The sequence below is a fragment of the Komagataeibacter nataicola genome (genome assembly GCF_003207795.1).
In the GTDB taxonomy this organism is placed as follows: Bacteria; Pseudomonadota; Alphaproteobacteria; order Acetobacterales; family Acetobacteraceae; genus Komagataeibacter; species Komagataeibacter nataicola.
Genome location: NZ_NIRT01000023.1, coordinates 1 through 26879, shown reverse-complemented (window position 1 = coordinate 26879; position 26879 = coordinate 1). Strand labels below are relative to the sequence as shown.

Genomic DNA, 26879 nt, shown 5'->3' with positions numbered 1-26879 from the left:
TATGTTTCGTACTCCACACAGAAACGGTACTTCCTGCTTTCCTGCCCCTGTTTTTTTTAAACAAATTTCATTCCGGGTGCGTGACTCTTCCGGGTATGTAAGTTCAGGTCACATTCTCATATCATTCGGCATATGCCCCGCCAGCGGACCCAACCCAAGAGAGAACCAATGCCGGCTTTATTCCGACGCGTAGCCGAAAAAGACCGAAAAACCATACACCTGTTCGTGGATGGCCATGAAATCGAAGCACTGGAAGGCGACACAGTGCTTGTGGCCGTGCTGACACGGACCGGGCGACTGCGCCACAACGAATTCGACAACGCGCCCCGGGCGGGTTTCTGCCTGATGGGGGCATGCCAGGACTGCTGGGTGTGGACCGAGGACGGCACGCAGCTGCGCGCATGCTCGACCACGGCGCAGCCCGGCATGCGCATTACCACAACGGAGGTCCCATGGCTGACGAACCTGTAATCGTCATCGGCGCGGGGCCGGCTGGCACGCGCGCGGCGCAACGGCTGGTGCAGGCGGGCCTGCGCCCGGTCGTCATTGATGAAAACGACCGCCAGGGTGGTCAGATCTATCGCCGCCAGCCGGAAAACTTTCACCGCGCGCCCGAAAAGCTGTACGGCACCGAAGCGGCGAAAGCTAGCAGCCTGCACACGGATTTCGACCTGCTGCGCCCCCATATCGACTACCGCCCCGGCACAACCGTATGGGGTGTTTCGAATGAAGGGCTCATGACCGTGCGCGGGCAGGACGTGACCATCGTGCCATTCAGCCGGGTCATTATCACATCGGGGGCGACCGACCGGATCATGCCGGTGCCGGGCTGGACCACGCCAGGGGCCTACAGCCTTGGCGCCGCCCAGATCGCGCTCAAGGCACAGGCCTGCGCCATCGGGCGGAAGCCGGTTTTCATGGGCACGGGCCCGCTGCTTTATCTTGTGGCCTGGCAATACCTGCAGGCGGGCGTAAAACCGGCCGCCGTGCTTGATACCAGTGCGCTTTCCACCCGCATGCGGGGCCTGCGCCGCATGGCCAGCCGGGCGCGGGTCGTAGCCAATGGCGTGCGTTACATGGCCAACCTCGCGCGGGCAGGCGTGCGGCTGCATGCCGGGATCACGCCGCGCGCCATTGAAGGCAGCAACAACCAGGTATCGGGTGTGGTATGGCGCGACAGCCGGGGCAAGCTGCGCCATGCTGCGTGCGATGCGGTGGGCATGGGCTACGGCCTGCGCTCGGAAACGCAGCTGGCCGACCTGCTGAAATGCGAATTCATCTTCGACCCCTGCTTTACCCAGTGGCGCCCGCATGTTGACCGCAACGGCCGCACCAGCCGGCCCGATGTCTATCTGGCAGGCGATGGCGTACTGCTGCGCGGGGCCGATGCAGCCGAGGCCGCAGGCCAGCTTGCAGCCTGCGCCGTGCTGCGCGATGGCGGCCATGTTGTTGCCGATACGGAATTCACGCAACTGCACGAGACACTGACGGTCATGAACCGCTTTGGCCGAGGACTGGCCGAGGCATTCCCCTGGCCTGCGCATCTGGCCCGCGCCCTGCCAGATGACACGGTGGTGTGCCGGTGTGAAAACATAACGGCAGGCGAGATCCGCCGCGCGGCGGGCGAACTCGATGCCCCCGAGATGAACCGCGCCAAGGCCCTCACCCGCCCCGGCATGGGGCGGTGCCAGGGGCGCATGTGCGGCCTCGCCGCAGCCGAGATTCTGGCCGCCGCGCGCAATGTGCCGGTGCGCGAAGTCGGCCGCCTGCGCACGGCGGCCCCCGTCAAGCCCCTCCCCCTTAACTGCACGGTAAGATCATGACCGCCTATCCGACCAACCGCATGCAGGCCGATGTGATTATCGTCGGCGGTGGCTTCATGGGGGCCGCGACGGCTTTTTTCCTGCGCAGGCAGGGGCTGTCAGTCATCCTGCTGGAACGTGACCTGGTGGGGCAGGCGGCAAGTGGCGTCAATTTTGGCAATGTGCGCCGCCAGAGCCGCTATCTGGGCCAGCTCCCACTGGCCAACCGCTCGCGCGATATCTGGCTCAACATGCCCCGCCTGATCGGGGAAGATGCAGAGTTTGTCATGAGCGGGCACATTTTGGTCACCACCAGCGAAAAAGACGGCGACCGGCTGGAAAAATACGCGGTGGACTGCAAGCCCTACGGCCTGGACCTGACCATCATGACCGGGGCGCAGGCGCGTGCGAAGTTCCCCATGGTCGGCCCCGAGATCCGCACCGTTTCCTATTCCCCGCTCGATGGGCATGCCAATCCCCGCCTTGCCGCCCCGGCCTTCGGGCGCGCGGCGCGGCGGGCAGGTGCGCGGGTGATCGAAAACACCGAAGTGTGCGCCATTACCAAATCGGCTGAGGACTTTATTGTCGAGACCCGGAACGGGCAGTCCTTCCAGGCCCCCCTGCTCCAGATTTCGAGCGGGGCATGGGGGCGCGCCATGGCTGCCTCCTTTGGTGAGGATATTCCCTTTGCCGCCAATGGCCCGCAGATGGGGGTGACCGAACCGCTCCCCTACCGCATCGAACCGGTCATCGGCTGCGCCTCGAGCGTGCCGGAGGAGGGTGTCTACCTGCGGCAGGTCAAACGCGGGAATATCGTCTTTGGCGGCGGGCTGCGCAGCGTGGCGGACATCGTGACCAAACGCGCGCCGATAGACCCGCTCAACACCATGCGCCAGATGCCCCACCTTGCCCGGCTGGTGCCACAGATGGCGCGCCTGCGCATTATCCGCACCTGGTCGGGGGTGGAAGGATATGTGGGCGACAACCTGCCCATCATGGGGCCGAGCAGCAGGGTGCCGGGGCTGTTCTTCGCCTTCGGCTTCTGCGGTCATGGCTTCCAGCTTGGTCCCGGCGTGGGCATGACCATGGCGGAACTGATTGCAACCGGGCGCACCGATATTCCGCTGGAGCCCTTCCATATAAAACGGTTCCAGTAACCCGGCCCGGCAATGGCATGGCACGCGCGCGTTCACGCCATTGCCGGTCCTCCTTAACGCGCCTCCCGTCCCGGCGCAGGGTGCATGATAAAGCGCTGGGGGCATGCGATCTTCTTTTCTTATCCGTGCGGACATGCCACCTTCATGCTGCACTGCACATCCACGCCCCGACAGCGGTTTTTATATGGACAAAGGTAATCGGCCAACATGATATCCCAGCCAAAACTGGACCGGATTGACCTGCGTATCCTCGCGCAACTGCAGCGCAACGGACGACTGACCAACGTGGAACTCGCACGCCGGGTGGGCCTGTCGGCCAGTCCGTGCCTGATCAGGGTCAAGCGCCTGGAAAAAGCGGGATATATCGTCAGTTATGGCGCACAGATCAATTTGCAGAAAATAAGCAGCCTGCTCACGGTCTTTACCGAAGTGACACTATCGGACCACCGGCGGGATGATTTTTCCCGTTTTGAGACCTATATCCAGAAGATCTCGTCAGTGGTGGAATGCCACCTGGTCAGTGGTGGCTATGATTATCTGCTGAAGTTCATGACCAAAAGCGTGGATCATTATCAGGAAATCGTGGAAACAATGCTTGATCGCAATATCGGCATTGAAAAGTATTTCAGCTATATCGTTATTAAATCCCCCATCATAAAATCCGCCGTAGCGATTGAAAGCCTGCTGGATAGTAATGATACGTGAATTTCATGCCCCGCCCGCAAGGCAGGACCAGAATACTACCAGAATCAATGCCCTGCCATCAGGATGATGGACTGCACAAATGTCGGAAACGGCATAATCTGCCCTGGGTAGCGGCATTTCCCGTAACATCTTCTGTTGGTCTATGACACAATCAACAGGTCTGTTAAAACTCCATAACATTTGGCCAAGCGCGACATGACCCCAGAAAAACTGATTTCCATCGACCGGGACCACCTGATCCATCCCGTTTCCTCCTGGCGGGATCAGGAAGAGGCTGGTCCCCGCATCCTGCATTCAGGCCATGGCGCCTGGCTCAAGGACATCAACGGCAAGGAACTGCTTGATGGCTTTTCCGGCCTGTGGTGCGTCAATGTCGGATATGGCTGCAAGAGCGTGGTCGAAGCCGCGACCGAGCAGATGGCGCGCCTGCCCTATGCCACGGGGTATTTCGGCTTCGCCAGCGAACCCGCCATTACCCTTGCGGGCCGACTGGCCGCGCGCGCACCGGGCAACCTCAACCGCATCTTCTTCTCGCAGGGCGGGTCGGATGCGGTGGATAGCGCGCTGCGCTTCATCCGCTTCTACCAGCATGCCCGCGGCACGCCCGAGCGCCGCCATGTCATTGGCCTGGCCCGTGGCTATCATGGCTCCACCTATACCGGCGCGGGACTGACGGCGCTGGCGGCTTTCCATCGTGATGCCGATGTGCCCCTGTCGTGGCAACACCACATTCCCAGCCCCTATGCCTATCGCCACCCCGGCGACAATAGCGATGCCGCCGTCACGGCGGCCTCCGTCGCCGCGCTGAAGGCCAAGGTGGCCGAACTCGGCGCGGACAAGGTTGCGGCCTTCTTCTGCGAACCGGTGCAGGGGTCGGGCGGCGTGATCGTGCCGCCCGCGGGCTGGATGAAGGCCATGCGCGAGACCTGCCGTGAACTGGGCATCCTGTTCGTGGCCGATGAGGTCATTACGGGTTTTGGCCGCACAGGCCCGCTATTCGCCTGCGAGCGCGAAAACGTGGTGCCCGACATGATGACGGTCGCCAAGGGCCTGACATCAGGCTATGCCCCGATGGGCGCCGTGTTCATGTCTGAAGATATTTACACCACCATCCGCGACAACACGCCCCCCGGCGTTGCGGTTGGCCATGGCATGACCTATAGCGCGCACCCCGTCAGCGCCGCCATCGGCCTGGCCGTGCTGGACCTGTATGAACAGGGCCTGCTGGCCAATGGCGTCAAGGCGGGCGAGCATCTGGCCCACCGCCTGCATGCGCTGGGCAACCACGCGCTGGTGGGTGATGTGCGCATCAGCGGCATGCTGGCCGGGATTGAACTGGTTACTGACAAGATGACCAAGCACAAGCCGGATGCGAAGCTCAAGATTGCCAGCAAGCTGTCGAGCATCGGTTATGAAAAGGGCGTGCTGTTCCGTGCCTTTGGTGATGACATCATCGGCCTCGCCCCGCCGCTGTGCTGCACCATTGAGGAAGTCGACCTGCTGTGCGACCGCCTGACCGACGTGCTCGATACCGTGCGCGACGATGCGGAAGTGCGCGCTGCCCTCAAGGGCTAGTTACTGCCCCTGAACCGTTATCAGGACCGGGCCGGGATATGTGCATATCCCGGCTTTTTTTATTATGCTGTCCTGATAGAATTTTCTGGATGCCGTCTCTTCTGAAGCTTTCTGAAACAAGCTTCACCAAAAACTTCCTTATGGTCAGACGATAGTACCACTGTGGGCCGGGCGATAATAATCAGCCCTGGCTCCCCCGCTGCCGTACCCTGTAGATCACGACAAACAGCAGGCATGTGCCCAGGCTTGCAACCGCCGTTTCACGCTGCGCGGGGTTGCTGAACATGGCGGCAAAAATCACCACCACTCCGCCCAGGCAGGCAATATTGATGGCTGGAAACAGCGGCAGATGGAAAAACGCTTTTTGCTCATCCCTGCCCGCCCGATGGCGCAAAACGATATAAGCCGTCATGATGAGGGAATACACCACAAGGATCACCGCGCCGCTGCAACTGAGCAGGAACGAAAAGACCGTATCGGGCGCGACAATGGAAGCGAAGGCCACAATACCTCCGGCCACGGAATTGGCCACGATGGCGTTGACGGGTGTATTCCGCCGGCCATGATGCTGAAGTGCTGCCGGGGCATCACCATGGCGTGCCAGTTCCGCCAGAATGCGTGATGTGATGTACAGGCTGGAATTCATGCACGAGATCACCGCCGTCAGCACCACGATACGCATGCCCGCTGCGGCACCCGGAATGTGCATGGCCTGCATGGCCATGACAAAGGGTGAATGCCCCGGCACGATATCACTCCACGGCACGATCATCAGGATCAGGCCGATCGAGAGGCTGTAGAACAACGTCAGCCGTGTGCCCAGGCTCCGGGTTACGTGCGCGACATTGCGGGCAGGCTCTGCCGTTTCCCCCGCCGCCACCGTCGCGATTTCGGAGCCGATCATGGTAAACAGGACAGTGGGCACAATAGAAAGCACCGCAATACTGCCATGTGGCATGAAACCGCCATGCCCCAGCAGGTTACGCGCCACCGGCACGGGCGGCCCCAACAGATGCCCAACATACAGGCTGCCCAGCAGCACGAACAGCACGATACTGACCACCTTGACCATGGACAGCCAGAATTCACATTCGCCAAATATGCGCACCGCCACCAGATTGATGACCATGAGCGTGACAATCAGCCCCGTTGCCAGCAGCCAGACAGGCAGATTGATGCCTTCATGCAGCAGGATGGCGCCAGCAATCGCCTCGCTGCCCAGCACGACCAGCCAGAAAAACCAGTACAGCCAGCCTGCGGTAAACGCGGCTCCATTACCATGGGCCTCACGGATATAAGCCACGAAGGAGCCCCGGCCGGGACGGGCCGTTACCATTTCACCCAACATGCGCATGACCAGCATGACCAGCAGCCCCACCGCCACGAACGCCACCAGCACGGCCGGTCCGGCCGCGGCAATGGCAGCGCTGCTGCCCACAAACAGCCCCGCCCCAATGGCCCCGCCAAGGGCGATCATGATGACATGGCGCTGCCTGAGCGTGGACAGGGTATGATTGGAATAAGAAGGACCAGCCGTATCGCCCATGCCGTGTACCATTCCCTGCAAGGTTGGAAGAATACTGACCATGGTGGATGAATTTTTCTTATCCACCATGACCAGTCCATATCGTTCCCAGCCATTTATAGTACTGGCATATATCTGACCTGTATCGTTTATTAATGTTTCTTTTTAGAAATATTATGCGCGGCAGGTTTCAGCTCAGCCGGGTGCCATTGGGCACACTGCGCTCGATCGATGCCAGCACAACGCCATCAGGCGTTTCAAAACCCGATAGCAGGAACTGCGAGCGGAAGGGACCGATCTGTTTTTCGGGAAAATTGATGATCCCGATCACCTGCCGCCCCACCAGCGTGTCGCGGTCATACAGTCTTGTAAACTGCGCGCTGGTTTTCAGTTCGCCATAGGGGCCGAAATCGGCCCATATCTTATAGGCTGGCTTGCGGGCTTCGGGGAAATCCTCGACACGGACAATGGTGCCCGCAACGATCAGAACCTTTTCAAAATCATTCCAGCTGATTTTTTCCATGAGATGTCATTCTCCATCATGTAACGGGCAAATGGCGCCGATGTTGTTGCATCGTAATGGGATCATGGCGCACCGGTTGCATCAAACCTTATTCCATCATGTCCCAGCGGTGATAGATAACCACCGTCTCCCCGTAACGATAGGACAGTGTCCTGCCATCTCTTGAGAGAGCATAATCCGCCGTGATTTCCACCTTGCCATTTCTTTTGACCACAAGATGGTAATTGTCATCATCGACCTTTGTAAAATACACGACATTGAACGGGATCGCGCCGCCCTGGCTGTGATACTCGATGCCGGGCGTGCCATCGACCTGCGCTGCCCAGTGCCCGGAACTGAACTGTCCCCTGGCATTGAGCGTCATGAAGGAGACCAGAACCTTCCCTCCCTCCGTATAGGAAAAAAACCGCAGCGCCTTGCGCGGTGGCGGGTCGGTGTAATGCGAGGCGGCAATATCGGCTTTCCACGGCCCGAGCAGGGCGGCAGATACCTGCTGGCGTGCATCGGTGCCGTGCCATGCTTCCTCCGCCGCCCGGGCCGTGGGCATCATCGACATCATGGCCACAACCGACAGGCCCATCGTGGCCCCGCGCCAGCGCAAGCGGGAACCGGTGGGGGCAGCTTTCCTGTACATATCCATTTCTGCTCCATGCCACGACAGGAGACAACAACAGGGTCGTCAATCGTGGGTATGACTATATCCTGTTATAATAACCGTAATTATGGGGTACCATTTCTTCTACTGCGCGCCATGCCTGATCGATGGCGGTATTGCACAGATCCTGCCCAGAGGCATCGCTATTGGCGATGGAAATCCGGCCAAACTGGCGGCGAGCAATCTCGCAGGGCTGTTCACCCGTCGGGCTGGGCGGGTCAAACAGCGAATTCTGCGCCATGGCAAAACCATGCGGCCAGCGATTGACGGTAATGCCCAGAATGTCGCGCGCGGCATCAAAACCATAAGGGCCCAGCGCATCGTTCATCTGGGTGCGCACGGCGCGTTCAAAAACCGAGAAGGGTGTCTGGAGCAGGCCCATCCTCACCATCCTGAACTGCTGCTGCATGGTCAGGTTGTCGGGCATGTCGGTGCCCATTATGGCGCGCGTCATGGTTTCGTTATTCAGGATTCCGGAATTGGTCCCGGTCATGAAGATCACGATAACGCCCTTGCCGGGGTCCATATCCGGCTGCCCGTCATCCTGCGCCCACGGCACATCAAGGGCAAAACTGCCAAAGAAGCCGGTTGGCGTATCCACATGCGTCACCCCGGCCTTACGGAAGGCCTCCCAGTTGCGGATCAGGACGGTGGTGATCTGGTTGGCGGCGCGTACGGCCTTGTGCTGGGCGGCTTTCTGTTCCTCGGGCATTTCGGGGCACAGATAGGGAATCATGTTGTTATTACCAGCAAGAATGACATTTCTTGCCATCACGCGGCTGCACCTGCCATCGCGCATGTAATCCACGGCGACCGGGCGCGTTTCGGGTTCAAACAGCCCCACCGGAGCCGCACCGACATGCTGGACACGCACCACAATACTGTTCAGCCGGATGCGGGCCGGAGCCTTCGGGCGGTCAAGCGTATCATAGCGCAGCCGCACCGTTTCCAGCGACTGCCACGTGCCCTGCGGCAGGGATTGCGGCACCAGTTCGCGCACCATGAGCCGCGCCAGATCCGAATTGCCTGCGGGCATATGGAAATCAGCCGCCTCGTCCTCCGGGGCTTCTGGCGAATAGGGCGCGCGCGCCACCCCCAATGTTGAAAAACCCGGCGCATAACGGAAATAGGCAAACCAGGCGCTGGCCGCGGTCTTGCTCAGGCACCACACGCCCGGCAGCCACGGCAGGCTCTCGGGGGCCACCTTCACGTAATCCAGCAGGTACTGCTGATATGTTATGGATTGCAGGCGCGCGATCTTCTGCGCCGTGCTCATGCCCGCCATATAATCGACCGTGCCGTGATAGACTGCGGCAAGATCTTCGCGCACGCGCTGCGGCAGGTGCGCGGCCTTGAGGAACGCGGGCGTTGGCGCGGTAAAACGGACATGCGGGTAAAGCCGCCCATCGCCCCCGCTTTCGCGCGACAGGAAGGTTGCAGGCCGCATGCCCAACGCGGCGAAAGGGCTGGTTTCCCTGCGCCTGACCGTAAAATCGGCGCCAAGGCTTCTGACAAATTCCTTCGCCTGATCCGTCCACTGGTCTGGCGCGACAAAATAGGCCGAGCCCCCGGTGGTCATGAGCGTGCGGCCATCGCTGACAAACTCGTTGCGCCTGGCATGCCCCCCGAAATCATCATGGTTGTCCAGAACCAGAACCCGCGCCGACGGCCCGAAGCGCCGACGGTAGAAACAGGCCGCCGCAAGCCCGCTCAGCCCTCCGCCCACCACAACAAGGTCATAGGTTTCACCGGTCGGGACGGGAGCAGGATAAGCCGCGCCATCACGGCGGCCATGCGCAGCCTCGAACGCACCTGGATGGGCGCCGCGCATGCCCTCGCGCAGGGGGGGATAGGTCGCGGCACCGGCAATCGGGGCAGCAGCCTCGCTGGCGCCTGATCGGGTCATGGCAGCGCCAAGCGCAGTTGCGGCAATGCCATGAATGAGATCACGCCGTGAAATCGCGGCGCCCATGCCCAGCTTTCTGTCACTGCTCTTCATACATGACCTCAACACCAGGGATATCAGGAAATGATGACAGGAAACGGGTTTCAGCCTTCGGCCATTTCTTTTTTGTGCGCCTCGGCCAGTTCCGCCATGGAGTTGAAGCGGAAATCAATTTTCGGCATGCTGCCGGGGTCCATCGTCGCCCCGAACCCGTCCTGCGCGTGGCGGCGGTAGATCCAGCACGATGCCAGCCCCGCCCTGTTGGCGGGCTGATGGTCATGAAACAGGCTTTCCGCCGTGTGCAACACATCTGACGGCCCCAGCCCGAGGTCGGCAAGGTATTCGAGCATGTATTCGAAATTGCGCATGGACGGCTTGTACGACCCGATATCCTCGGCGGTGTAGATACCATCAAAAACGACATTCAGCCGGGCATTACTGCCACTGAAGGAACGCGCATCGACATTGGACAGGATCACCAGCCTGAAATGCTGTTTGAGGTACTGAAGCGCGTCAGTGCTATCGGGGAATGCAGGCCAGTTCGGAACGGACTGTCCGTAATCCTGCGCTTCAGAAATGGTGTGAGGCACGCCCCACTCCTCCGCAAGGCGGCGATAGACACTGGCCAGAATGGCCGGATAGGGGCGGCCCGGGGTCCATTTTTGCTGGCGGGACTCATATTTGGCATGCGCCTGCAAGATGGCATCGCGGCTGAGTGGCGTCCTGAGGCGCGATGTCAGGGGGGTCAGGGCGTTGATGATGCCTGTCTCCCAATCGATCAGGGTGCCGTAACAGTCAAAGGTCAGAACCTTGAAGTCCTTTAATTTCATCATGCGCTCCATCATTGCGAAAATGCATCCTGCCCCCGGCGCAGGCCGAAAACACAAAGTAACATTACCTAAAACCGTGTGCATTTGCGATATGTAATACTATGTACAATGGATTGATGATCTTATTTCATCCAATTCCTTTATGAAGCCAGTTGAAGCACAAGCGTTTCATTAACGATACGATGGCACATCCGGTATGCGCCATTCTATTATATTTCGATATAAAAACGATATTCCATGTCGTACCGGCGCATGAAACGGCAGAATGTAGGGCATCGCGCATACAGCCCACGGCAGGTCACGCCGCGTGCCTGCAGGGCTTGATCCCGTCACCATGATAGCCATTTTCATAACAGAAAACCGTGTCTATGACACAGGCACGGACAAGCCGATCATGACTGGACTGGATCATACCCTATGCCCCGCATCCTGATTGCCGCAGGCGTGCTTCTTGTTGCCGCAGGCCTGTTATGGCCTTTCCTGTCGCGCCTTCCCCTTGGCAGGCTACCGGGTGATATCCTGATACAGCGGCCGAATTTCACTCTTTATATGCCGATTACGAGCGGCCTGCTCATCAGCCTCCTTGCGTCGTGCATCCTGTGGCTCATGCGGCGCTAGAAGCGCGGGCTGAGCGCAGGCGCAATGCCTTTGCCCTTGTTTTCGCCCTACCCGGCCGATGCAGAACGGCGCAAAGCACTGAAAACCATGTGGACTTCAGCATGATATTCCTTGTTCGCAATGATAGGCATGATTCATGAAGGACTTGCCTTCAGATAATGAAATGCCGCCGAATTCCAGCAATCGCGGCAAGGAGTGCTGACATGAAATCATGGCCGGAAGTACTGACATTTGATGTAGTTGGAACCCTGATCGACTTTGAAAGCGGCATGGTGGACTTCATCCGCGCCCATTGCGGCCCGGCGGGGCAGGCCATGGACCGCGAGGCCTTTCTCGCCGCCTATGGCGCGGCACATGACCGCGCGGGCACGCTCCTGTTTCCTGATGATATGGTGCCCGTCTATCACATCCTGGCCGAACAGTTCGACCTGCCGCGCGATAACGGCATTGCCAGAGCCTTTGCACTGGATGCCCGCAACTGGAAGCCCTTCCCCGATACGGTTGCGGCGCTAAAGCGGCTTTCGAAGCACTTCAAACTGGTAGCCATGACAAATTGCCAGCGCTGGGCATTTACAGGGCTGGAAAAGTCACTGGACCATCCGTTCTTTGATACCATAACGGTAGATGACGCCTTATGTGAAAAGCCGGACCCGGAATTCTTTGCCTTTACGCGCGGGCGACTCAGCCGTGACGGTATTGTAAAGGACAAGATCCTGCATGTCGCCCAGAGCCAGTTCCATGATATCGGCATTGCGCGGGAGATGGGCTATTGCGTGTGCTGGATCGAACGCCGGCAGGGACTCGAAGGCTATGGCGCGACTATCGCCGCAGAAGAAGCTACCATGCCCGATTATCATTTTGCCACGTTAGCCGAACTGGCTGACTTCATGGATGAAAACGCCCCCGTAGCCGCCATGGCATAAAAGAGCATCCAGGCGCCGCCTGTATTGAATAAAGGCGGCGCCAGACCCTGAACAGCTACGGGTTTACCGCAGAGTAAAATGCGCGGAAAACAACACCATGGTAGAGAAAAAACATCACGTCATGCGCCTGCCTTCCATGAATGCGCCATGCGCTTTCTGGAAGATTGGCAAGCAGGCCATCCGGGCATTTCCACAATCTGTCATGAGACTGAAGCCCGACGCGGCTGACCCGGACTGACAAAGACAGGGCCGACGTGATGCTGGCACGCAACCCGGACCAAACTTACCCAGGGTCCTGATACGCACTTAAAACGTTCGGATGACCGGCACAGCTTCAATACCGGTCACGACACGCTGTGTTTTTTCAAAGAGAAAGCCGGGCCAGATGTGCGCAGACCAGTTCCGCCAGTTGTACCTGCGGGGCGTTGACATCCAGCACCATGACCACTTCCTCATGCATATCGGGTTCCTCCAGCGTGGCGAACTGGCTGTCGAGCATGGCAACCGGCATGAAGTGGCCGGTACGCTGGTAAAGGCGGGGCATGATGTCCTCCCTGCTGCCTTTGAGATAGACAAAGCAGACATCCGCGCTGTCAGCACCAATCTGCCTGCGGTAGCTGCGCTTGAGCGATGAACACGTCACGATGCCATACTGGCCTGCCTCGCGCCATGACCGTATCCGCCCGGCAATAAGATCAAGCCATGGCTCACGATCCGTATCGGTCAACGGGATGCCGTTGCTCATGCGGGCGATATTGGCGGGGGGATGCAGTTCATCCCCTTCAATAAGGGGCCAGCCCATCCGTTCGGCCATCAATTGGGCAAGCGTACTCTTGCCACAACCCGAAACCCCCATAACAATCAGTACGCACGGTCGTCCTGCCTCACCAAATCTATGTGAGAGTGAAACCGTATCCTGTGCAGTATCATACATGGCGTATCCCACCGAATATCATCATGAGAAAACAGTCAGTTCTGGTCCACCGTAACCAGGAACGAAGCAACGAGTCATCGTTTCTCGGCTGGTCAACATTCCAGATATCGATATTCTGACAAAAACGGAACGCACAAATCAAGTAAAATAGATGACATAAAGCCACTTCCGTTTCATGAATACAATAACATTGGCAATCGTTAAATTTTCAATTCCATTTTTATAAAGTAAACAGGACAAACCCCCAAAAGCAGGAAGGATGCCCGGGCTGAAGGTCAGCAAGGCCGGGCCATCAGCTTTTGCAGACCATAAACGCCTGTTTTACAATATCGTGAAATCCCCTCAACAACAGATACAATCAGGCTATGCCTCTTATACATATAACCTCCAGTCCGGTTACAGAATCTGTATCTGTGATTTGAACCCCACGAACTCCACATTCTTCAGGTTTTTCTGTGCATTCGGGCGGAAATAGATCTGGAAATCCGGAGCAAACACCACACCGCGCATGACATGAATCTGGTAGTTCGCCTCAAATACAGTTTCGTGCCCCTGAATACCCGTAGCATGGTTAGGCGCCGTTTTGGCGGGAACCATACTCAAGTCCAGCATATCCGTATCTGAAACACCGGGAGCAATTTTTACATAGGTCATGACCATGCCAAAAGAATCATAGGGACGGCTTCTGATAAAACCCCGATCCACAAACGCCACATAAGTTTCGTAATTACGCAATGACGTGCGCGGATCATTATAGATCACGCCAGTCATTGCAGTCAGACCGCCTTCGGCATTGGAATAGGAATGGTGAAGGAGCTTCTGGTCGATTTCAAACCATGTACTCCATGTCTGCTGGTGGTTGCGGGCCGTCCTGCCAGAAAGGGCATAAGGTTGACCCTGACTGTCATAATAATTGTCAGGATTGGGGGCGGAAATCACCTGGCCGCCAATCTTGTAATGTCCCGGCAGGTTATGCCTGTGCCCAAACACTGGCTCCCAACCCAGTTCAATCGGCGCAAGCTGCCCTACAATATTGGATGAATTGAAATGAAAACCGGTTCTATGCTGGCTGTTCGCGTAAATTCCACGTTCGGCAAAATAAACACCGGCCTGTATGTAAATGTAGCGCGATGGACGCCCACGGACACGAAAGCCCCACTCTCCAGCCGGATAGGACGTAATATACTGATTATCGATCGCGGCTTTGGGCCGTCCGCAGAAACCGTTGTTCTGAAAATTGCAGAACAGCGAACTGGCACTGAATTCACTCATTTCAGTCAGCCTCCCCCCGGCAATACTGACGCGACCACCCAGCAGGTTTTCTTCCCCATATGCCGTAACCAGATGCACGACAACATTGCCCCCTCCGCCATATATTTCTGATGAGTGCGCAAGCCAGTCTCCCATCATACGGTTGGCGGTCGTGCCATAGCGGCTGGTAAAAAGCGTATGGGTGGCAAACCCTTTCAGGCCGATGATCTTTTCCCAATTGATATGAAGGGCGGTATTCATCTGCCCTGCGTTACTTGATCCCTGCTTGTAATTCGGATAACCGGGCGTCGGCTTTGAAATGGCGGCCGTATATTCATTCGTGTTATCCATTGTCAGTGCAATGCCACGCGCACGCAGCCATGATGTCATGCCGAACGGGTCCGTAAACAGGGCTTCCGGCCGGGAAAACGGGGGAACCACAGGCCCGTTTGACGGGTGGGCCATAAGCGGCGTCGCCACACGTAGCCTGGCGTCACTGGTGGAGTTGTCCTGAAAAGTCTGCGCTGCTGCCTGACCGCACAACATCATCCCCACGATGATGATCAAGGCTTCCGTTCTGAAAACCTGTTTTGGACGGCACAATGTCATAATAACCGTCAAGAACGCACGCATCCATCCTGTTCCATTTTAATTTGTTTTATATAAATAAATACCCATTTTATGAATATTTATTCATGACATTTGGAAATATAGATGCATGAAGCATGCCCTGCCCGCAGGTATGTCTTCAGTATGTGGTGGATACGCCAGGCTACGTGGCGTATCTCACACAAGCAGTACGTCAGTTCAGATCACGGCAGTCAGCAGTGCCTGATCCGCAAAATGGGCAGCAAGATTTTTTACAACCAGATCTCCCATGGCCAGCCGTGTTTCCACCGTTGCGCTGGCACGATGAGGCTGCAGTACCACACGGGTGGAATGACGGAGCGGCGCAGGCACGTCGGGTTCATGCTCGAACACATCCAACGCCGCACCACCGAGTTTTCCCGCGTCAAGCGCCTGTATCAGCGCCTGTTCATCCACAACCGAACCGCGGGCGACATTGACCAGAAAACCATCAGGCCCCAGCGCCTCCATAACCTCAGCGTTGACCAGATGCCGTGATCCCCCGCCACCCGATGCCGCAATGACCAGAATTTCACTGTTCCGCGCCAATGACAGCAGATCAGGCACGAAGGCGTAATCCTTCAGTTCAAAATCCCGCAGGTCGGTATAGGATACAGGCATGGCAAAAGCCTGGGCGCGATGCGCAATCGCACGCCCCACCCGGCCCATGCCTATGATCCCGAGCTTCCTGCCCGTTACCTTGCGCCCGAGCGGCAGGGCCGGTTTATCACCCCACGCCCCATCACGGACATACCGGTCCCCTGCGGGCAGACCGCGCAGAAGCGACAGGACAAGCCCGATGGCCATATCCGCCACATCATCAGTCAGGACACCCGGCGTGGTGGTGACATGGATATTGCGCTCCCTGGCCTGCTTCAGGTTTACGGCATCCGTGCCAATTCCGTTTATGGCTATGATTTCAAGGGCAGGCAGGCTGTCCATGACGGCCTGTGGCACACCGGTGGCGCCACCCGTCGCAATGCCGCGTATATTGGCCGCAATGTCCTTCAGTTGCGCAACCGAGGTAAAGCGATGCACGGTATAGGCCGCATCAAGCTGCCTTTCGATTTCGGGCATCATGGGTTCAATCAGCAGAATTTCGGGTTTCATAATATCAGGTTTCCAGTTCAGGAAAGATGGGCATGCACGCTGCCAATACCGGGAAAGCGGGCCGTGACTGCGGTATCATGCCCAACAAAAATCGTTCCGGTTGTTGAACCGGTTGTGACAACACTGCCAGCGGAGATGCCGATTTTGCGCCTGCTGGCATGGTTGGCCAGCCACACCAGCAGGCGCAGGGGATCACCTGCTGAGTTGCCACCAGCATGATCTGCCACGGTCTGGTTATTGATGGACAGGATCACCTGTTGCGCCACCGGCGTAAACTGACGCCACTGCGCCACGCCATGCCCCACGATCAGGGCGCCGTGGCTCTGCTGGTCCGCCGTATGAAGAAACCTGTGCTGTGAACCGGGCTTTTCAAAACGGCTGTCCAGAATCTCGATGGCTGGATGAATCGTGCCGATGGCGTCAAGCACCTCGTCGCGGGTCCATTCCTCAGCACGCGGTGGCAGGGCGCGATCGAACCGATAGACAAGTTCGGCTTCCACGCCCCGGTGGCGGCAGAGGCCGGCCGGAATGTCAGCGCCATCGCTGAACACGGTGGCGGCGTGGATGGGCGCGCAGAACGGTTCTGAATCAGGGGTTTCCGATCCAACCTTCCATCCTGCGATCGGCCCGAGATGGCGCCTGACCACATCCTGTATGGCATAGGCTTCCTCAATGGAGCGTGGGATCAGGCTGTCGGGCACCTGGGCGGGGGGGGCTGCCGTTCCATTCCGCACGGATTGCAGCAGGTGCGCGACATCGGATGACATAACGGTGCACATGTACATATTTTCCATTACAAAATAAAAAACAACTACAGTATGTCGTGCTGCTCAACGAGATCACGGTCGCGACATTCCGGAATAATAAAAGTCGTGCCGATGGTAATGCCAGCAAGAAACATGACATAGACCGAAATGGGCAGCCATGACATCTGGCCCGGATGCGCCGCATGCGGGGAAAAGGTCGCAACCCACCTGATGATGCACGAACCCACCAGCGGCGTCAGGCCACCGCCGATAACCGCCGAGACTTCACGCGACATCGACACGGCCATATAACGGTGCCGGGCGCCAAACATTTCGGGTAGCATCGCGGCCTGCGTGCCGAACATGCCCCATGTCGTCACACCCAGCGCCACGGACAGGCCGATGACAGCTGGCAGCGGACGCCCGGTGCTGAAGGCATACCATACCGGCAACGCCGTTACGGCCTGCAGGATTGCAAAGGTGCGGTATGTCCTTATCCGCCCGAACCTGTCGCTCAGCATACCTGCCGCGGGCACGGTAAAGCCACCAATGACCGCAGCCGTAATCAGCGATGTGGTTCCCCACAGCCCGGGCAGGCCCATCGTATTGACAAGATAGCTGACCGCCAGCACCTGATAGATGGATGAACCGCCGTTTTCAGCCATTCTTACGCCAATTCCCGCCAGGATCGTGCGCCCTGAACTGCGCAGGAGGGAACCCAGCGACTCACGCTCTTCCGCCACCTCGCGCTGAATGATCTCGAACGTGGGAGATTCCTTGAGCTTCAGCCGCATGTAAAGCGCAACCACCAGGATTACGGCGCTCACCAGAAACGGCAGTCGCCATACCCATGAATGGGTGATGTCCGTTACCCCGAACAGCAGGCTGCAATAGACCAGCGCCGCGATGATCGTGCCGATCTGGATACCCAGGAATGGCAGCGAGGCGTAAAAGCCGCGCTGGCCAGGCGGGGCGTATTCCGTCATCATCACGGCAGCCCCCGCCTGCTCCGCCCCTGCCCCAAGCCCCTGGAGCATCCTGGCCGTAATCAGCAGGATGGGTGCCCATATCCCTATTGTCTGATAGGTGGGAATCAGCCCGATGGCCGTGCTGGCAAGCCCCATCAGGGTTACCGTCATCAGCAGGACCCGCTTGCGGCCGATATGGTCCCCAAGCCGGCCGAAAATGATTCCGCCAACGGGGCGCACCGCAAATCCTACAAAATAGGTGGCAAAGCTGGCGATAAGGCTGGTGAGCGGCGTGGCCGAGGGAAAGAATAGTGGCCCGAAAACCAGTGCCGAGGCCAGGCTGTAGAGTGCGAAGTCATAATATTCCAGCGCACTTCCCAGCGAGCATGTCCATGCGGCGCGACGCAGTTCGCTTACCGTCAGGGCAAGGCGGACCGGGGGAGGCATTATCCGGCCATTTGCGCCGATAGCCCCGAATGCTGCTTGTGTCATGGGATTTCCACTTCGACCTGACGGCCCGTAAGGGCCGATTCACGAATGGCCAGCGCTATGGCCAGGGCAGCAAGGCCATCTTCGCCGGTTGCGGCGGGTTGCCCCGTGCCACGCACCGCATTGCTGAATGCGGCAAGTGCGTAGTGATAGAGATTGTGATGGTGAACCGGTATTTCCCTTTCACCATCGGCATTACGCATGAACAGCCGCCCCGCGGCGCGCTGGCTCATGCAGTCCCGCCCGATCAGGACGCCATGACTGCCATAGAACTCGACCCCACCTTCGGAGAAGGGAACAGTATAGGAGCCATGGATCTGCACCAGCACATCACCGGGAAAGCGCATGACAACCATGATGCCATCCTCCACGCCATCATGGGCAAGGCGACCGCTCTGCGTCATGGCCATGACATGCGTCGGATTGCTCCCGATCAGGAAACGTAGCGTGTCGATGTCATGAATCGTGCTGTCGAGTATCAGCCCGCCCCCGTTGGGGTCGTTGATACGCCACCCCTGCAGGGCCTGAGGCAGGAAATTGGCATGAAAGACCCGCACGGCATTGAGCCGCCCGATCTCCCCCGCTGCCAGAAGCTGCCGGAGTTTCTGGTGCATGGCATTGCAGCGCAGATGGTGGTTGACGCCCAACACCACGCCTGCGTCACGGCAGGCGGTGATCATTTTCCGGGCGTCATCCACACTCAGGGCAACCGGTTTTTCGCACAGGATATTTTTCCCGGCGCTGGCTGCAGCAAGTGTCTGGCTACAATGAAACTGGTTGGCGGTGCTGATATATACGGCATCCACGCTCTCGTCTGACAGGATCGTGCCGATATCCGCCGTATGGGCGGGGATGCCGTTTTCAGTTGCAAACCGGGCACCGCGCTCTTCATTCGAACTCAGCACGTTCAGGATCTGACTTTCTGGCTGCGCACGAATGGCATCGACAATCCACTGCCGGGCAACATTGCTTGCGCCAATAAGAGCCCAACCGATAGGGCTGTTCATCGGATAATCAGGGACAATTGCAGGCCCTCTCCATAATGGACACGCCTGCCCCACAGGGAGCGTGTCTTGTGTCATCAGGTATGGAAAACAACCGAATGTTGGATTTTTATTTATTTTTTATTTCAGAACGTCAGCATCAGGTGACGGTTGACTGAAAACGCTGTCCCATCGGGCCAGTTTTGTCAGGCTGAAAACAAAATCGTGAGCATGAGGCCCGGATCAGACATTTGGGGGCTGAAGGCCATCACCGGGGTCGGTAATGGTGCTGCCCTTTGCTAGCACGCTGATCACAAGCGCAGTCTGCCCTGCATTCCATGCCATATCGAGGAGACTGTAAGGAATTTCTTCGTTGCCCTGTGGCGCCAGCATTTCCATTGCGTAGCGGGTCAGGCGGCTGTACTGCCTTACCGTATATGTCACGCCATGCTCCCGGCCTGGCCTGTGCAATGGATAAAGCACAAACAGCGGGTCATCCGAAAACATGACCGCAGGGGGAAAATCAGGCTCGTACCAATCCACAACCGCATCATAGCGATGGTCGCGGCCCGGCTTCATCGGCACGTCTGCCCCGGCAGGCGCCACGACCAGAACCAGTTGCACCCGGCAACGGGAAGCTGCACCAAGCAGGGCGCTGTCCAGTCCGGCCTTTAGCGATGCACTGTCTGTTTCATGCCCTGTCACAACGACAGCAGCGCCACATTGCACCAGCCGTTCGGCCAGGCGCGGCACATCGGACACTCCAGCCAGCACGACATGCACCGCACCAATACGGATGCAGGCCAGTACTGCAACGATACTTTCCATCATCAATGGCATGTGGATCGCAACCGTGTCACCACGTTGCACGCCCTGATCCAGCAGGGCGTTGGCAAGACGGCAGACTTCCTCATGCAGTACCCGATAGGAAACCCGCCCCTCCGGTCGTGCGCCCGATCCCGGCCAGACCATCGCGGCCTTGTCCGCATGATCGCCCAGATGGCGGTCAATGCACAGGGCGGAGAGATTCAACATGGGGGAAGCATGGTGCGGCAGCGGGTCGACAGGCAGTGGGACCGCGTCCTCGACCGGTTGCATATAATGCTGCCGCGCATGGATGGCTGGCAGAACGAACACGTTGTCATAAACCCTGCTGGTCATGGACCTGTTCCCCGTCGTTTAACTGCTCCGGCACGCTTAACGCGCGATGCAGCTATAAATTAAAAGAGAGGCAACGCGTAATTTACGCGCAAAAACGCAATGACGGGCGCGTGCCCACCTGCCGGACAATCAGCCCGCGCCAGAGCCAAAACCCGAGGCGGCGCGCTGTCCGTTTTACGGCAAATCTGCTGTCTGTACGGGACATTACCCGGTCATGGCATTTCATAAGCGATGCTCTTGTTTGCTTTTGTTACCACGGACTGTGACAAATCCCGGTTGCGGGCGGAAGATGTTTTGCCGTTTAAAGGGGCGAACGCCGCGCCGCGAATTGCAAAGGTTGCGAAGATGAGAAAAGCCGCCACCAAAACCTTCACCGGGTCACGCATCCGTCATCAACGCAACCGTGTGAGCATGACACAGAGCGCGCTCGCATTGCGCCTTGGCATATCGGCCAGTTACCTGAACCAGATCGAACACGACATACGCCCCCTGCCCCTGCCTCTGCTCGGTGCCCTGTGTGACATATTTTCGGTAGGGACGGATTATTTCAGTGATACTGAAGAAACACGTGGCATACAGGCACTGCGTGAAATACTGACCGACCCCGTATTCGATACGAACGCCATCAGGCTGGACAGTATTCAGGCTGCCATGCGTGCAGCACCTGACCTTTGCGCAGAGTTTGTCCGGCTCTATCGTGCCTATCTGCTACGGCAGGAACATACTGCGGCGCCACTGGTTGGCGCGACCACACCATCCCATGATGCCCCTGATCGGGTGGAGCCTTACGAGGCCGTCAATGACTGGGTGCAGTTGCAGCGCAACTATTTTGATGAAGTCGACCGCACGGCCGAACGCCAGTTCGAGATGATGCGACTGAATGAAGGAAGCCCCCGGGAACAGCTTACCCGCTACCTTCTGGACCACCATGGCATACGCACGGAAACCGATCTCAGCCTGGGGCAACGGGGCCTGATGTGGCGGATGGACCGACGGGCCCGCACCATATTCCTTTCCCGCATCCTGCCCGCAGAGAGCAGTACCTTCTGGATGGCGCAGGCGCTGGGGCAGATCGAGCATCAGGCCGTGTTTGCACGTACCATCCGTCGTTCCCGCCTGCGCGAAAGTGAGGCGCGCGGACTGGCGCGCGTGTATCTGACCAATTATTTTGCCGGAGCGCTGCTTCTGCCTTATGAGCGCTTTCGGGTCACCGCACGTGAGGTCCGCCATGACCTGGAACGGTTGCAGCGCCATTTCGGGGTCAGTTTCGAACAGGCATGCCATCGGCTCAGCACCATGCAGCGCCCGGGGAGCGAGGGCATACCCTTTTACTTTCTCAAAACGGATATTGCCGGCAATATCCTCAAGAGTTTCAGTGCAAACCGCTTTACCCAGTCCCGCTTTGGCGGCCCGTGCCCGTTATGGAACATTTTCCGTGCATTCAGCACGCCCCAGCAGGTCCAGGTCCAGCTTTCACAGACTACCGATGGTGCCCTCTATCTCAATATAGCCCGCACTGTCGGGCGCAGCAGCATATCCTACCTTGACCGCCCCCGCCTGACCGCCGTGGTTCTGGGCTGTTCCATTACCGATGCCGAACACCTTGTCTATTCCGCGGGACTGGATCTGAATGATCCGCGGATGATCATTCCCATCGGGCCGGGATGCCGTGCATGCACCCGCGAAGACTGCCATCACCGTGCCCTGCCCATGGTTGGCCACCGGGTTGATATCAACAATGAAGGACGCGGCATCGCCCCCTATCGCACGGCCTTATAAGAACAGGTACCGCCCTTGCCATGCCGCCATGTAACCGCTCCGCCCGGCAGGGTGCAGGTGGTGCGGACGGGATGGTAACAGACATCATCCTTTTCATGTCGGCAACCAGACCCTCTGCTGCCTCGTTAGGGTGAGCACGCGCTTAATCTTTTGCCATGCACTGCCCAGAGCCGTCATGCCGGTTCAACAAAACCCTGTAAATGGCCCGCCATACCCGTGCAGCGGTGGCCCTGTTACAGGCAGGGAGCATCCTGAACGTGTACACTGAAGCAAGTCATATAAACATCGGTTCCTGCCTGACCGAAGCACTGGTTATCCATGCGCCGCATGACCTGAGGCTGGACCCCGCCCCCCTGCCTCAACCCGGCCCCGATGAAGTGCGGGTGAATATGGCCTGGGGCGGCATATGCGGTTCGGACCTGCATTATTTTGCCCATGGGGGTGTCGGGGCATCCGTGCTGCATGCCCCCATGGTTCTTGGGCATGAAGTCTCGGGCACCATTGATGCGCTGGGCTGCGATGTAAAAGGTTTTTCCGCAGGCGAGGCCGTGGCCATTCATCCGGCTCAGCCCTGTGGTCACTGCCCCGAATGCGCGCGCGAACAGCGCAACCTGTGTCGCAATATGCGTTTTCTGGGAAGTGCCGCACGTAATCCCCATACCGATGGCGGCTTCCGTCGGGCGATGACGCTCAAGGCGACACAGCTCCATTCCCTTCCTCCCGGCCTGACGCTCCGCCGGGCCTGCCTTGCCGAACCGTTATCCGTGGCCCTGCATGCCATTGCGCGCGCGGGCGATGTGCGCGGTCGTAGCGTGATGGTGCAGGGGGCCGGACCAATCGGGCTGTTAATCGTGGCGGGACTGGTACATCACGGAGCAAAACGGATTGTGGTAACCGACCTGGAGGATTTTCCACTCCAGTGCGCAACCCGGCTGGGTGCAAGCCGGTGCTACAACACCCGCCATACCGTGGTGGAGGAAGAATTCGATATCCTGTTTGAAGCCACAGGCGTGCCAGCCGCCCTGCCTGCCGCCATAACCCGCACACGCCGCGGCGGCATACTGGTGCAGGTTGGCATGTTCCCGCCGGGAGACATAGATGTGCCGATTGCCCAGATCATCAGCCGTGAACTTGATTTCAGGGGCACGTTCCGGTTCGATACGGAATTCGATGCAGCCCTTGCCTTACTGGCTGAACGGCCTGAAATTGCCGATATTCTGGTCACCCAACAGTTTCCCCTGAGCGACTTTGCCGCAGCCTTTGCGCTGGCGCCAGACCGCAGGCAGGCAGCCAAGATCCTGCTATCCCTGAACAGTTGAAAGGACGATACCCATTTCCGCCTGACCTTACTGGCGGAAATGGGCAAAACGCCCCGCTTCCGTTTACACGGAAGCGGTTATGCCTCCGTCAACCATGAGCACGTGCCCGTTGACAAAGCTTGAGGCATCGGAAGACAGGAAAACAGCCGCGCCGACCAGTTCCTCCACATTCCCCCACCGACCGGCAGGCGTGCGCTGGCACAGCCACTGGGTAAATGCCTGGTCCGCCACAAGCTTTTCATTCATTTCCGTTTTAAAATAGCCTGGCGCAAGCCCGTTGACCTGCAGGCCATGACGCGCCCAGTCGGTTGCCATGCCCTTGGTCAGGTTTTTGACCGCCCCTTTGGTTGCGGTATAAGGCGCGATGCCCGGCCGTGCCAGTTCGCTCTGTACCGAACAGATATTAACGATCTTTCCCCGCCCACGCGGCAGCATATGTCTTGCTACGGCCTGCCCGACGAAGAAAACCGCGTTCAGGTTCGTGGCGATCAGGGCATCCCAGTCCGCCCGGCTGAACTGATCCAGCGGCGCACGGCGCTGGATACCCGCATTGTTGATGAGGATATCAATCGGCCCGCATTCGGCCTCTATCTTTTCAACCCCCGCAATGACGGCATCCTGATCAGTCACATCAAAGGGTGCGATCGCGGCATCCACGCCTTCGCGTTCCAGCATGACGCGGGCAGCCTCCAGCGGTTCGGGATGGCGGCCATTCAGCACAATTTTTGCCCCATGTCGGCCAAGGCCACGCGCCAGGGTCAGGCCAATGCCACGGGAGGCTCCGGTCACAAGCGCCCGCCTTCCGGCAAGTGAAAAAAGGGTATCGTCCTGCATGACAATGTCCGTCTGTATTATCAGAGCTTTGATTATAGCAGGACCACGCGTCAATGCCCTCACACGTCTGCGCGTGCGGCAGGACAATCCTATCGCGGGCCCGTTGCCCTCTTGGAAAGCTACGCGATCATAATGAATAACCTGTCACCCCAATGGATTTGTTCCATACGATCTATCGAGATCACGCAGGGCACCATCAGGATCAGAAGTGCGGCTGCTTTATAGCCTGAAGGAGAGAAATATTCATCCTGCTTAAAAAGTAGATTGGGGAACGCCAGGCAGCACCATCGATTAACGCTCCAGGAAGCCATAAAACCAAGCCACCACGACACCATTCAGCAGTTTTTCAACCTTCTGCCTGCGTCAGGCATTGTGCCTTGCCCGTTTTATAAAAAACTTTCTGTAAAAGACATGTATATCTTCAGTTTTAATGTCTATATTTTCGTCTGTTGTCCTGATGCTGGTCGGGTCGCTGGCCAACCGGATCACGACGGCACAGGGTACGGCCAATACCGTGCTGCATTTCGTGGGTAATACGGACATAACACTTGAACTGGTAACGCTTCTGTTCTTTTACGTGCTGGGGGTGGCGCACTTTCCCCTTGCGCTGCCTCTGGCACAGAGCCTGCTCCAGGGCATCCATTACGAATGTCGGTATGGGCAGTTGACGAGACGCGCCATCCCACAATCACGCGGGCGAATACATCAATGATGAAAGCGACATATACAAAGCCCTGCCATGTGGAAACGTAAGTGAAATCCGAAACCCGCAGCCTGTTGGGAGCTGGCGCATGGAACTGGCGCTGCACCAGATCCTGTGGGCAGGGGCGTTGCGGATCTGGCCGTGTGGTTCTGCCCCCCTTGCCACGAATGACACCTTTCAGTCCCATCTGGCGCATCAGCCGCCCTACCGTGCAGCGGGCGACATCGATGCCTTCGCGTCTGAGTTGGTGCCAGACCTTACGCACTCCATAAACACAAAAATTATCGTTCCATACCCTACGGATTTGATCGCAGAGCCATCTGTCTTTTGCGCTCCGTGCAGAGGGATGTTTCTGTCTGGCCTGATGAGCGTAATAGACAGATGGCGCAATCGGCAGAACCCTGCAGATTGACCCGACACCATATGCCTGCCCGTGCTCATCGATGAAGCGCGTCATGGCCTGAAGCGGCGATCGAGTTCCCCTTCCGCAAAATATGCTGACGCCTTACGCAGGATTTCATTGGCCTGCCGCAGTTCGCGGTTCTCGCGCTCCAGTTGTCTGATCTTCTCCCGATCAGGCAGATCATTTACCGCAGGTGCATTGGCCCGTTCATGCAGACGTGTCCATTTTGACAGCGTGTCAGGATGAATATCCAGCTTTGGTGCTATCATCATCACTGCGGACCAGCGTGACGGATGGTTCTTCTCTTCCTCCAGAACCTTGCGGGCTGCACGGTCACGAAATCAGGCGGAAAACGCTTCGATTTGTTACTCATGAATATTTCTTACCTCACGGGTCTTGCTGTCTCCACACAACCCGGGGCAATTCATCTGGCCGAAGCCGACGCGTTCCGCCCTTCGCTCGGGCTGGCACGGCGCGAGGCGCTGTGGGCCATCAAGGCTCTGCGCGATGAACCGCTGCCGCTGCAGCCCATGCGCGACGGGGCTGAGGTTGTGCGGGACTACAACCGTCTTGGCCTGAGCCTGCGGGATCATCCGCTGACCTTCCTACGCGAGGATCTTCAGGCAAGGGGTATCATGTCCTGTCGGAAAGCATTGTCGGCAAAAGACGGAAAGCGCCTAGCTGTCGCCGGGCTGGTGCTGGTCCGGCAGCGACCAGGCTCCGCCGAAGGCGTGGTGTTCATGACGCTGGAGGACGAGACGGCCAACATGAACGTCATCATCTGGCCGGATCTATTCGACGCCAACCGGCGCGTGGTGCTTGGCGGCCAGATGCTGGCCGTGAAAGGCATGCTGCAGAAAGAAGGCGACGTCGTGCATCTGGTGGCGAAAGAGATCACCGATCTGTCAATATTGCTGGCGGACGTAGGTAATCGCTCCTCTACTGACAACACCCATAACAACGATTCTGACGGTGAGCGCCTCGTCGTCAGATCGCGAAATTTCCACTGATCAATAAGGCTAGAGACAGGCATCACGCTATCGTGACATGGCCTGCTTTAAGCCCAAACTACGCTGCGTTTTCACTCCCATTTGCATCCTATGTGCATCCTGCGGGGAATTTCAGACAACAAAAAACCCGCCGGTGAGGGCAGGTTTTAATGTGTGATATCAATCACTTGAACCATGGTTGCGGGGGCAGGATTTGAACCTGCGGCCTTCAGGTTATGAGCCTGACGAGCTACCGGGCTGCTCCACCCCGCGTTTGTGAGGGAGGACTGGAAGACCTGGCGGCGACCGACTTTCCCGTGCCTTA

The 26879-nt window shown here is 58.2% G+C and carries 23 protein-coding genes, 1 tRNA gene, 2 pseudogenes and 1 other annotated feature; of the genes and pseudogenes, 10 read left to right on the top strand and 16 right to left on the bottom strand.

From position 1 onward, the window contains the following. Positions 1-168 precede the first annotated feature (168 nt). The 5 genes from CDI09_RS12180 (at position 169) to CDI09_RS12160 (ending at position 5239) form a co-directional block, all read left to right on the top strand. Complete coding sequence (locus CDI09_RS12180) at positions 169-471, top strand: (2Fe-2S)-binding protein (protein WP_078524768.1); 303 nt, start codon at positions 169-171, stop codon at positions 469-471. Then, on the top strand, positions 453-1823 hold the full coding sequence (locus tag CDI09_RS12175; protein ID WP_078524770.1) for an FAD/NAD(P)-dependent oxidoreductase: 1371 nt from the start codon (positions 453-455) through the stop codon (positions 1821-1823). The genes CDI09_RS12180 and CDI09_RS12175 overlap by 19 nt, the downstream gene beginning before the upstream one ends. Continuing rightward, positions 1820-2959, top strand: coding sequence for an NAD(P)/FAD-dependent oxidoreductase (locus CDI09_RS12170; protein WP_078524771.1), 1140 nt, complete (start codon positions 1820-1822; stop codon positions 2957-2959). Before CDI09_RS12175 ends, CDI09_RS12170 begins: the two co-directional genes overlap by 4 nt. Positions 2960-3166: 207 nt before the next feature. Beyond that, entirely contained in the window at positions 3167-3664 is a 498-nt protein-coding gene (locus tag CDI09_RS12165; protein WP_078524773.1) for an Lrp/AsnC family transcriptional regulator, read from the top strand. Positions 3665-3859: 195 nt separating this feature from the next. Then, positions 3860-5239, top strand: coding sequence for an aminotransferase class III-fold pyridoxal phosphate-dependent enzyme (locus CDI09_RS12160; protein WP_078527752.1), 1380 nt, complete (start codon positions 3860-3862; stop codon positions 5237-5239). A gap of 181 nt (positions 5240-5420) precedes the next feature. Here CDI09_RS12160 and CDI09_RS12155 read toward each other — a convergent pair whose 3' ends face one another. The 5 genes from CDI09_RS12155 to CDI09_RS12135 form a co-directional block, all read right to left on the bottom strand. After that, the gene (locus CDI09_RS12155; protein WP_078524775.1) at positions 5421-6785 is read right to left on the bottom strand and encodes an amino acid permease; all 1365 of its coding nucleotides are present in this window, start codon (positions 6783-6785) and stop codon (positions 5421-5423) included. 169 nt (positions 6786-6954) lie between these two features. Continuing rightward, a complete protein-coding gene (locus CDI09_RS12150) occupies positions 6955-7287 on the bottom strand; it encodes a tRNA-binding protein (protein ID WP_078524777.1) in 333 nt (110 codons plus the stop codon). A gap of 88 nt (positions 7288-7375) precedes the next feature. Beyond that, positions 7376-7921, bottom strand: coding sequence for a hypothetical protein (locus CDI09_RS12145; RefSeq protein WP_146220878.1), 546 nt, complete (start codon positions 7919-7921; stop codon positions 7376-7378). Positions 7922-7982: 61 nt separating this feature from the next. Continuing rightward, the gene (locus tag CDI09_RS12140) at positions 7983-9941 is read right to left on the bottom strand and encodes an NAD(P)-binding protein (RefSeq protein WP_078524781.1); all 1959 of its coding nucleotides are present in this window, start codon (positions 9939-9941) and stop codon (positions 7983-7985) included. Positions 9942-9991: 50 nt separating this feature from the next. Next, entirely contained in the window at positions 9992-10720 is a 729-nt protein-coding gene (locus CDI09_RS12135) for a haloacid dehalogenase type II (RefSeq protein ID WP_236944630.1), read from the bottom strand. Positions 10721-11134: 414 nt separating this feature from the next. Here CDI09_RS12135 and CDI09_RS12130 point away from each other — a divergent pair, with 414 nt between their 5' ends. Both CDI09_RS12130 and CDI09_RS12125 read left to right on the top strand, forming a co-directional pair. Beyond that, positions 11135-11335, top strand: coding sequence for a DUF2905 domain-containing protein (locus CDI09_RS12130; protein ID WP_078524783.1), 201 nt, complete (start codon positions 11135-11137; stop codon positions 11333-11335). A gap of 203 nt (positions 11336-11538) precedes the next feature. Next, entirely contained in the window at positions 11539-12258 is a 720-nt protein-coding gene (locus CDI09_RS12125; RefSeq protein ID WP_078524785.1) for an HAD-IA family hydrolase, read from the top strand. A gap of 364 nt (positions 12259-12622) precedes the next feature. Here CDI09_RS12125 and CDI09_RS12120 read toward each other — a convergent pair whose 3' ends face one another. The 8 genes from CDI09_RS12120 to CDI09_RS18210 all read right to left on the bottom strand — a co-directional run bounded on the left by CDI09_RS12120 (position 12623) and on the right by CDI09_RS18210 (position 20913). Further along, a complete protein-coding gene (locus CDI09_RS12120; RefSeq protein ID WP_236944631.1) occupies positions 12623-13192 on the bottom strand; it encodes a gluconokinase in 570 nt (189 codons plus the stop codon). A gap of 396 nt (positions 13193-13588) precedes the next feature. Continuing rightward, complete coding sequence (locus tag CDI09_RS12115) at positions 13589-15064, bottom strand: carbohydrate porin (protein WP_236944632.1); 1476 nt, start codon at positions 15062-15064, stop codon at positions 13589-13591. Between the two features lie 186 nt (positions 15065-15250). Further along, the gene (locus CDI09_RS12110; protein ID WP_078524791.1) at positions 15251-16180 is read right to left on the bottom strand and encodes a 2-hydroxyacid dehydrogenase; all 930 of its coding nucleotides are present in this window, start codon (positions 16178-16180) and stop codon (positions 15251-15253) included. 17 nt (positions 16181-16197) lie between these two features. Continuing rightward, entirely contained in the window at positions 16198-16959 is a 762-nt protein-coding gene (locus tag CDI09_RS12105) for a 2-keto-4-pentenoate hydratase (RefSeq protein ID WP_078527756.1), read from the bottom strand. Between the two features lie 32 nt (positions 16960-16991). Next, positions 16992-18386 (bottom strand): MFS transporter, encoded by a 1395-nt coding sequence (locus CDI09_RS12100; protein ID WP_078524793.1) that lies wholly within the window; start codon positions 18384-18386, stop codon positions 16992-16994. Then, positions 18383-19390 carry a Gfo/Idh/MocA family protein gene (locus CDI09_RS12095; RefSeq protein ID WP_078524795.1) on the bottom strand — a complete coding sequence of 336 codons (1008 nt, stop codon included), beginning with the start codon at positions 19388-19390 and terminating at the stop codon, positions 18383-18385. Before CDI09_RS12095 ends, CDI09_RS12100 begins: the two co-directional genes overlap by 4 nt. A 219-nt stretch (positions 19391-19609) precedes the next feature. Further along, positions 19610-20527, bottom strand: a complete 918-nt coding sequence (locus tag CDI09_RS12090; protein ID WP_078524797.1) for an AMP-binding protein — start codon at positions 20525-20527, stop codon at positions 19610-19612. Between the two features lie 212 nt (positions 20528-20739). Then, positions 20740-20913, bottom strand: coding sequence for a hypothetical protein (locus tag CDI09_RS18210; protein WP_170120496.1), 174 nt, complete (start codon positions 20911-20913; stop codon positions 20740-20742). Between CDI09_RS18210 and CDI09_RS12085 the strand changes: the two genes are divergently transcribed. Together CDI09_RS12085 and CDI09_RS12080 are read left to right on the top strand one after the other, a co-directional pair. After that, positions 20873-22306, top strand: a complete 1434-nt coding sequence (locus tag CDI09_RS12085; protein ID WP_078524799.1) for a helix-turn-helix transcriptional regulator — start codon at positions 20873-20875, stop codon at positions 22304-22306. The two genes, CDI09_RS18210 and CDI09_RS12085, sit on opposite strands and share 41 nt — an antisense overlap. Before the next feature lie 257 nt (positions 22307-22563). Beyond that, positions 22564-23625: an L-idonate 5-dehydrogenase gene (locus tag CDI09_RS12080; RefSeq protein ID WP_205836697.1), complete on the top strand. Its 1062-nt coding sequence runs from the start codon at positions 22564-22566 to the stop codon at positions 23623-23625. Between the two features lie 63 nt (positions 23626-23688). Here CDI09_RS12080 and CDI09_RS12075 read toward each other — a convergent pair whose 3' ends face one another. Continuing rightward, positions 23689-24459 carry an SDR family oxidoreductase gene (locus tag CDI09_RS12075; RefSeq protein WP_408884498.1) on the bottom strand — a complete coding sequence of 257 codons (771 nt, stop codon included), beginning with the start codon at positions 24457-24459 and terminating at the stop codon, positions 23689-23691. Positions 24460-25066: 607 nt separating this feature from the next. Continuing rightward, a pseudogene (locus CDI09_RS12065) lies at positions 25067-25938 on the bottom strand (IS3 family transposase); the annotation flags it as partial. Continuing rightward, positions 25545-25661, bottom strand: a sequence feature (AL1L pseudoknot). Its footprint overlaps the pseudogene before it by 117 nt. A 52-nt stretch (positions 25939-25990) precedes the next feature. On the opposite strand from CDI09_RS12065, the pseudogene CDI09_RS12055 reads away from it, so the two are divergent. After that, positions 25991-26575, top strand: a pseudogene (locus CDI09_RS12055) (OB-fold nucleic acid binding domain-containing protein); the annotation flags it as partial. Positions 26576-26750: 175 nt separating this feature from the next. Here CDI09_RS12055 and CDI09_RS12050 read toward each other — a convergent pair. Then, positions 26751-26827, bottom strand: a tRNA-Met gene (locus tag CDI09_RS12050). Positions 26828-26879 lie beyond the last annotated feature (52 nt).

Coding starts and splice junctions, on each gene's coding strand:
- CDI09_RS12075 (WP_408884498.1), bottom strand. CDS start 24,459: ATGCAGGACGATACCCTTTTTTCACTTGCCGGAAGGCGGGCGCTTGTG.
- CDI09_RS12150 (WP_078524777.1), bottom strand. CDS start 7,287: ATGGAAAAAATCAGCTGGAATGATTTTGAAAAGGTTCTGATCGTTGCG.
- CDI09_RS12125 (WP_078524785.1), top strand. CDS start 11,539: ATGAAATCATGGCCGGAAGTACTGACATTTGATGTAGTTGGAACCCTG.
- CDI09_RS12140 (WP_078524781.1), bottom strand. CDS start 9,941: ATGAAGAGCAGTGACAGAAAGCTGGGCATGGGCGCCGCGATTTCACGG.
- CDI09_RS12170 (WP_078524771.1), top strand. CDS start 1,820: ATGACCGCCTATCCGACCAACCGCATGCAGGCCGATGTGATTATCGTC.
- CDI09_RS12095 (WP_078524795.1), bottom strand. CDS start 19,390: ATGAACAGCCCTATCGGTTGGGCTCTTATTGGCGCAAGCAATGTTGCC.
- CDI09_RS12175 (WP_078524770.1), top strand. CDS start 453: ATGGCTGACGAACCTGTAATCGTCATCGGCGCGGGGCCGGCTGGCACG.
- CDI09_RS18210 (WP_170120496.1), bottom strand. CDS start 20,913: ATGCGTGACCCGGTGAAGGTTTTGGTGGCGGCTTTTCTCATCTTCGCA.
- CDI09_RS12145 (WP_146220878.1), bottom strand. CDS start 7,921: ATGTACAGGAAAGCTGCCCCCACCGGTTCCCGCTTGCGCTGGCGCGGG.
- CDI09_RS12085 (WP_078524799.1), top strand. CDS start 20,873: ATGAGAAAAGCCGCCACCAAAACCTTCACCGGGTCACGCATCCGTCAT.
- CDI09_RS12160 (WP_078527752.1), top strand. CDS start 3,860: ATGACCCCAGAAAAACTGATTTCCATCGACCGGGACCACCTGATCCAT.
- CDI09_RS12120 (WP_236944631.1), bottom strand. CDS start 13,192: ATGTATGATACTGCACAGGATACGGTTTCACTCTCACATAGATTTGGT.
- CDI09_RS12165 (WP_078524773.1), top strand. CDS start 3,167: ATGATATCCCAGCCAAAACTGGACCGGATTGACCTGCGTATCCTCGCG.
- CDI09_RS12090 (WP_078524797.1), bottom strand. CDS start 20,527: ATGACCAGCAGGGTTTATGACAACGTGTTCGTTCTGCCAGCCATCCAT.
- CDI09_RS12155 (WP_078524775.1), bottom strand. CDS start 6,785: ATGGGCGATACGGCTGGTCCTTCTTATTCCAATCATACCCTGTCCACG.
- CDI09_RS12135 (WP_236944630.1), bottom strand. CDS start 10,720: ATGATGAAATTAAAGGACTTCAAGGTTCTGACCTTTGACTGTTACGGC.
- CDI09_RS12110 (WP_078524791.1), bottom strand. CDS start 16,180: ATGAAACCCGAAATTCTGCTGATTGAACCCATGATGCCCGAAATCGAA.
- CDI09_RS12105 (WP_078527756.1), bottom strand. CDS start 16,959: ATGTGCACCGTTATGTCATCCGATGTCGCGCACCTGCTGCAATCCGTG.
- CDI09_RS12130 (WP_078524783.1), top strand. CDS start 11,135: ATGCCCCGCATCCTGATTGCCGCAGGCGTGCTTCTTGTTGCCGCAGGC.
- CDI09_RS12100 (WP_078524793.1), bottom strand. CDS start 18,386: ATGACACAAGCAGCATTCGGGGCTATCGGCGCAAATGGCCGGATAATG.
- CDI09_RS12180 (WP_078524768.1), top strand. CDS start 169: ATGCCGGCTTTATTCCGACGCGTAGCCGAAAAAGACCGAAAAACCATA.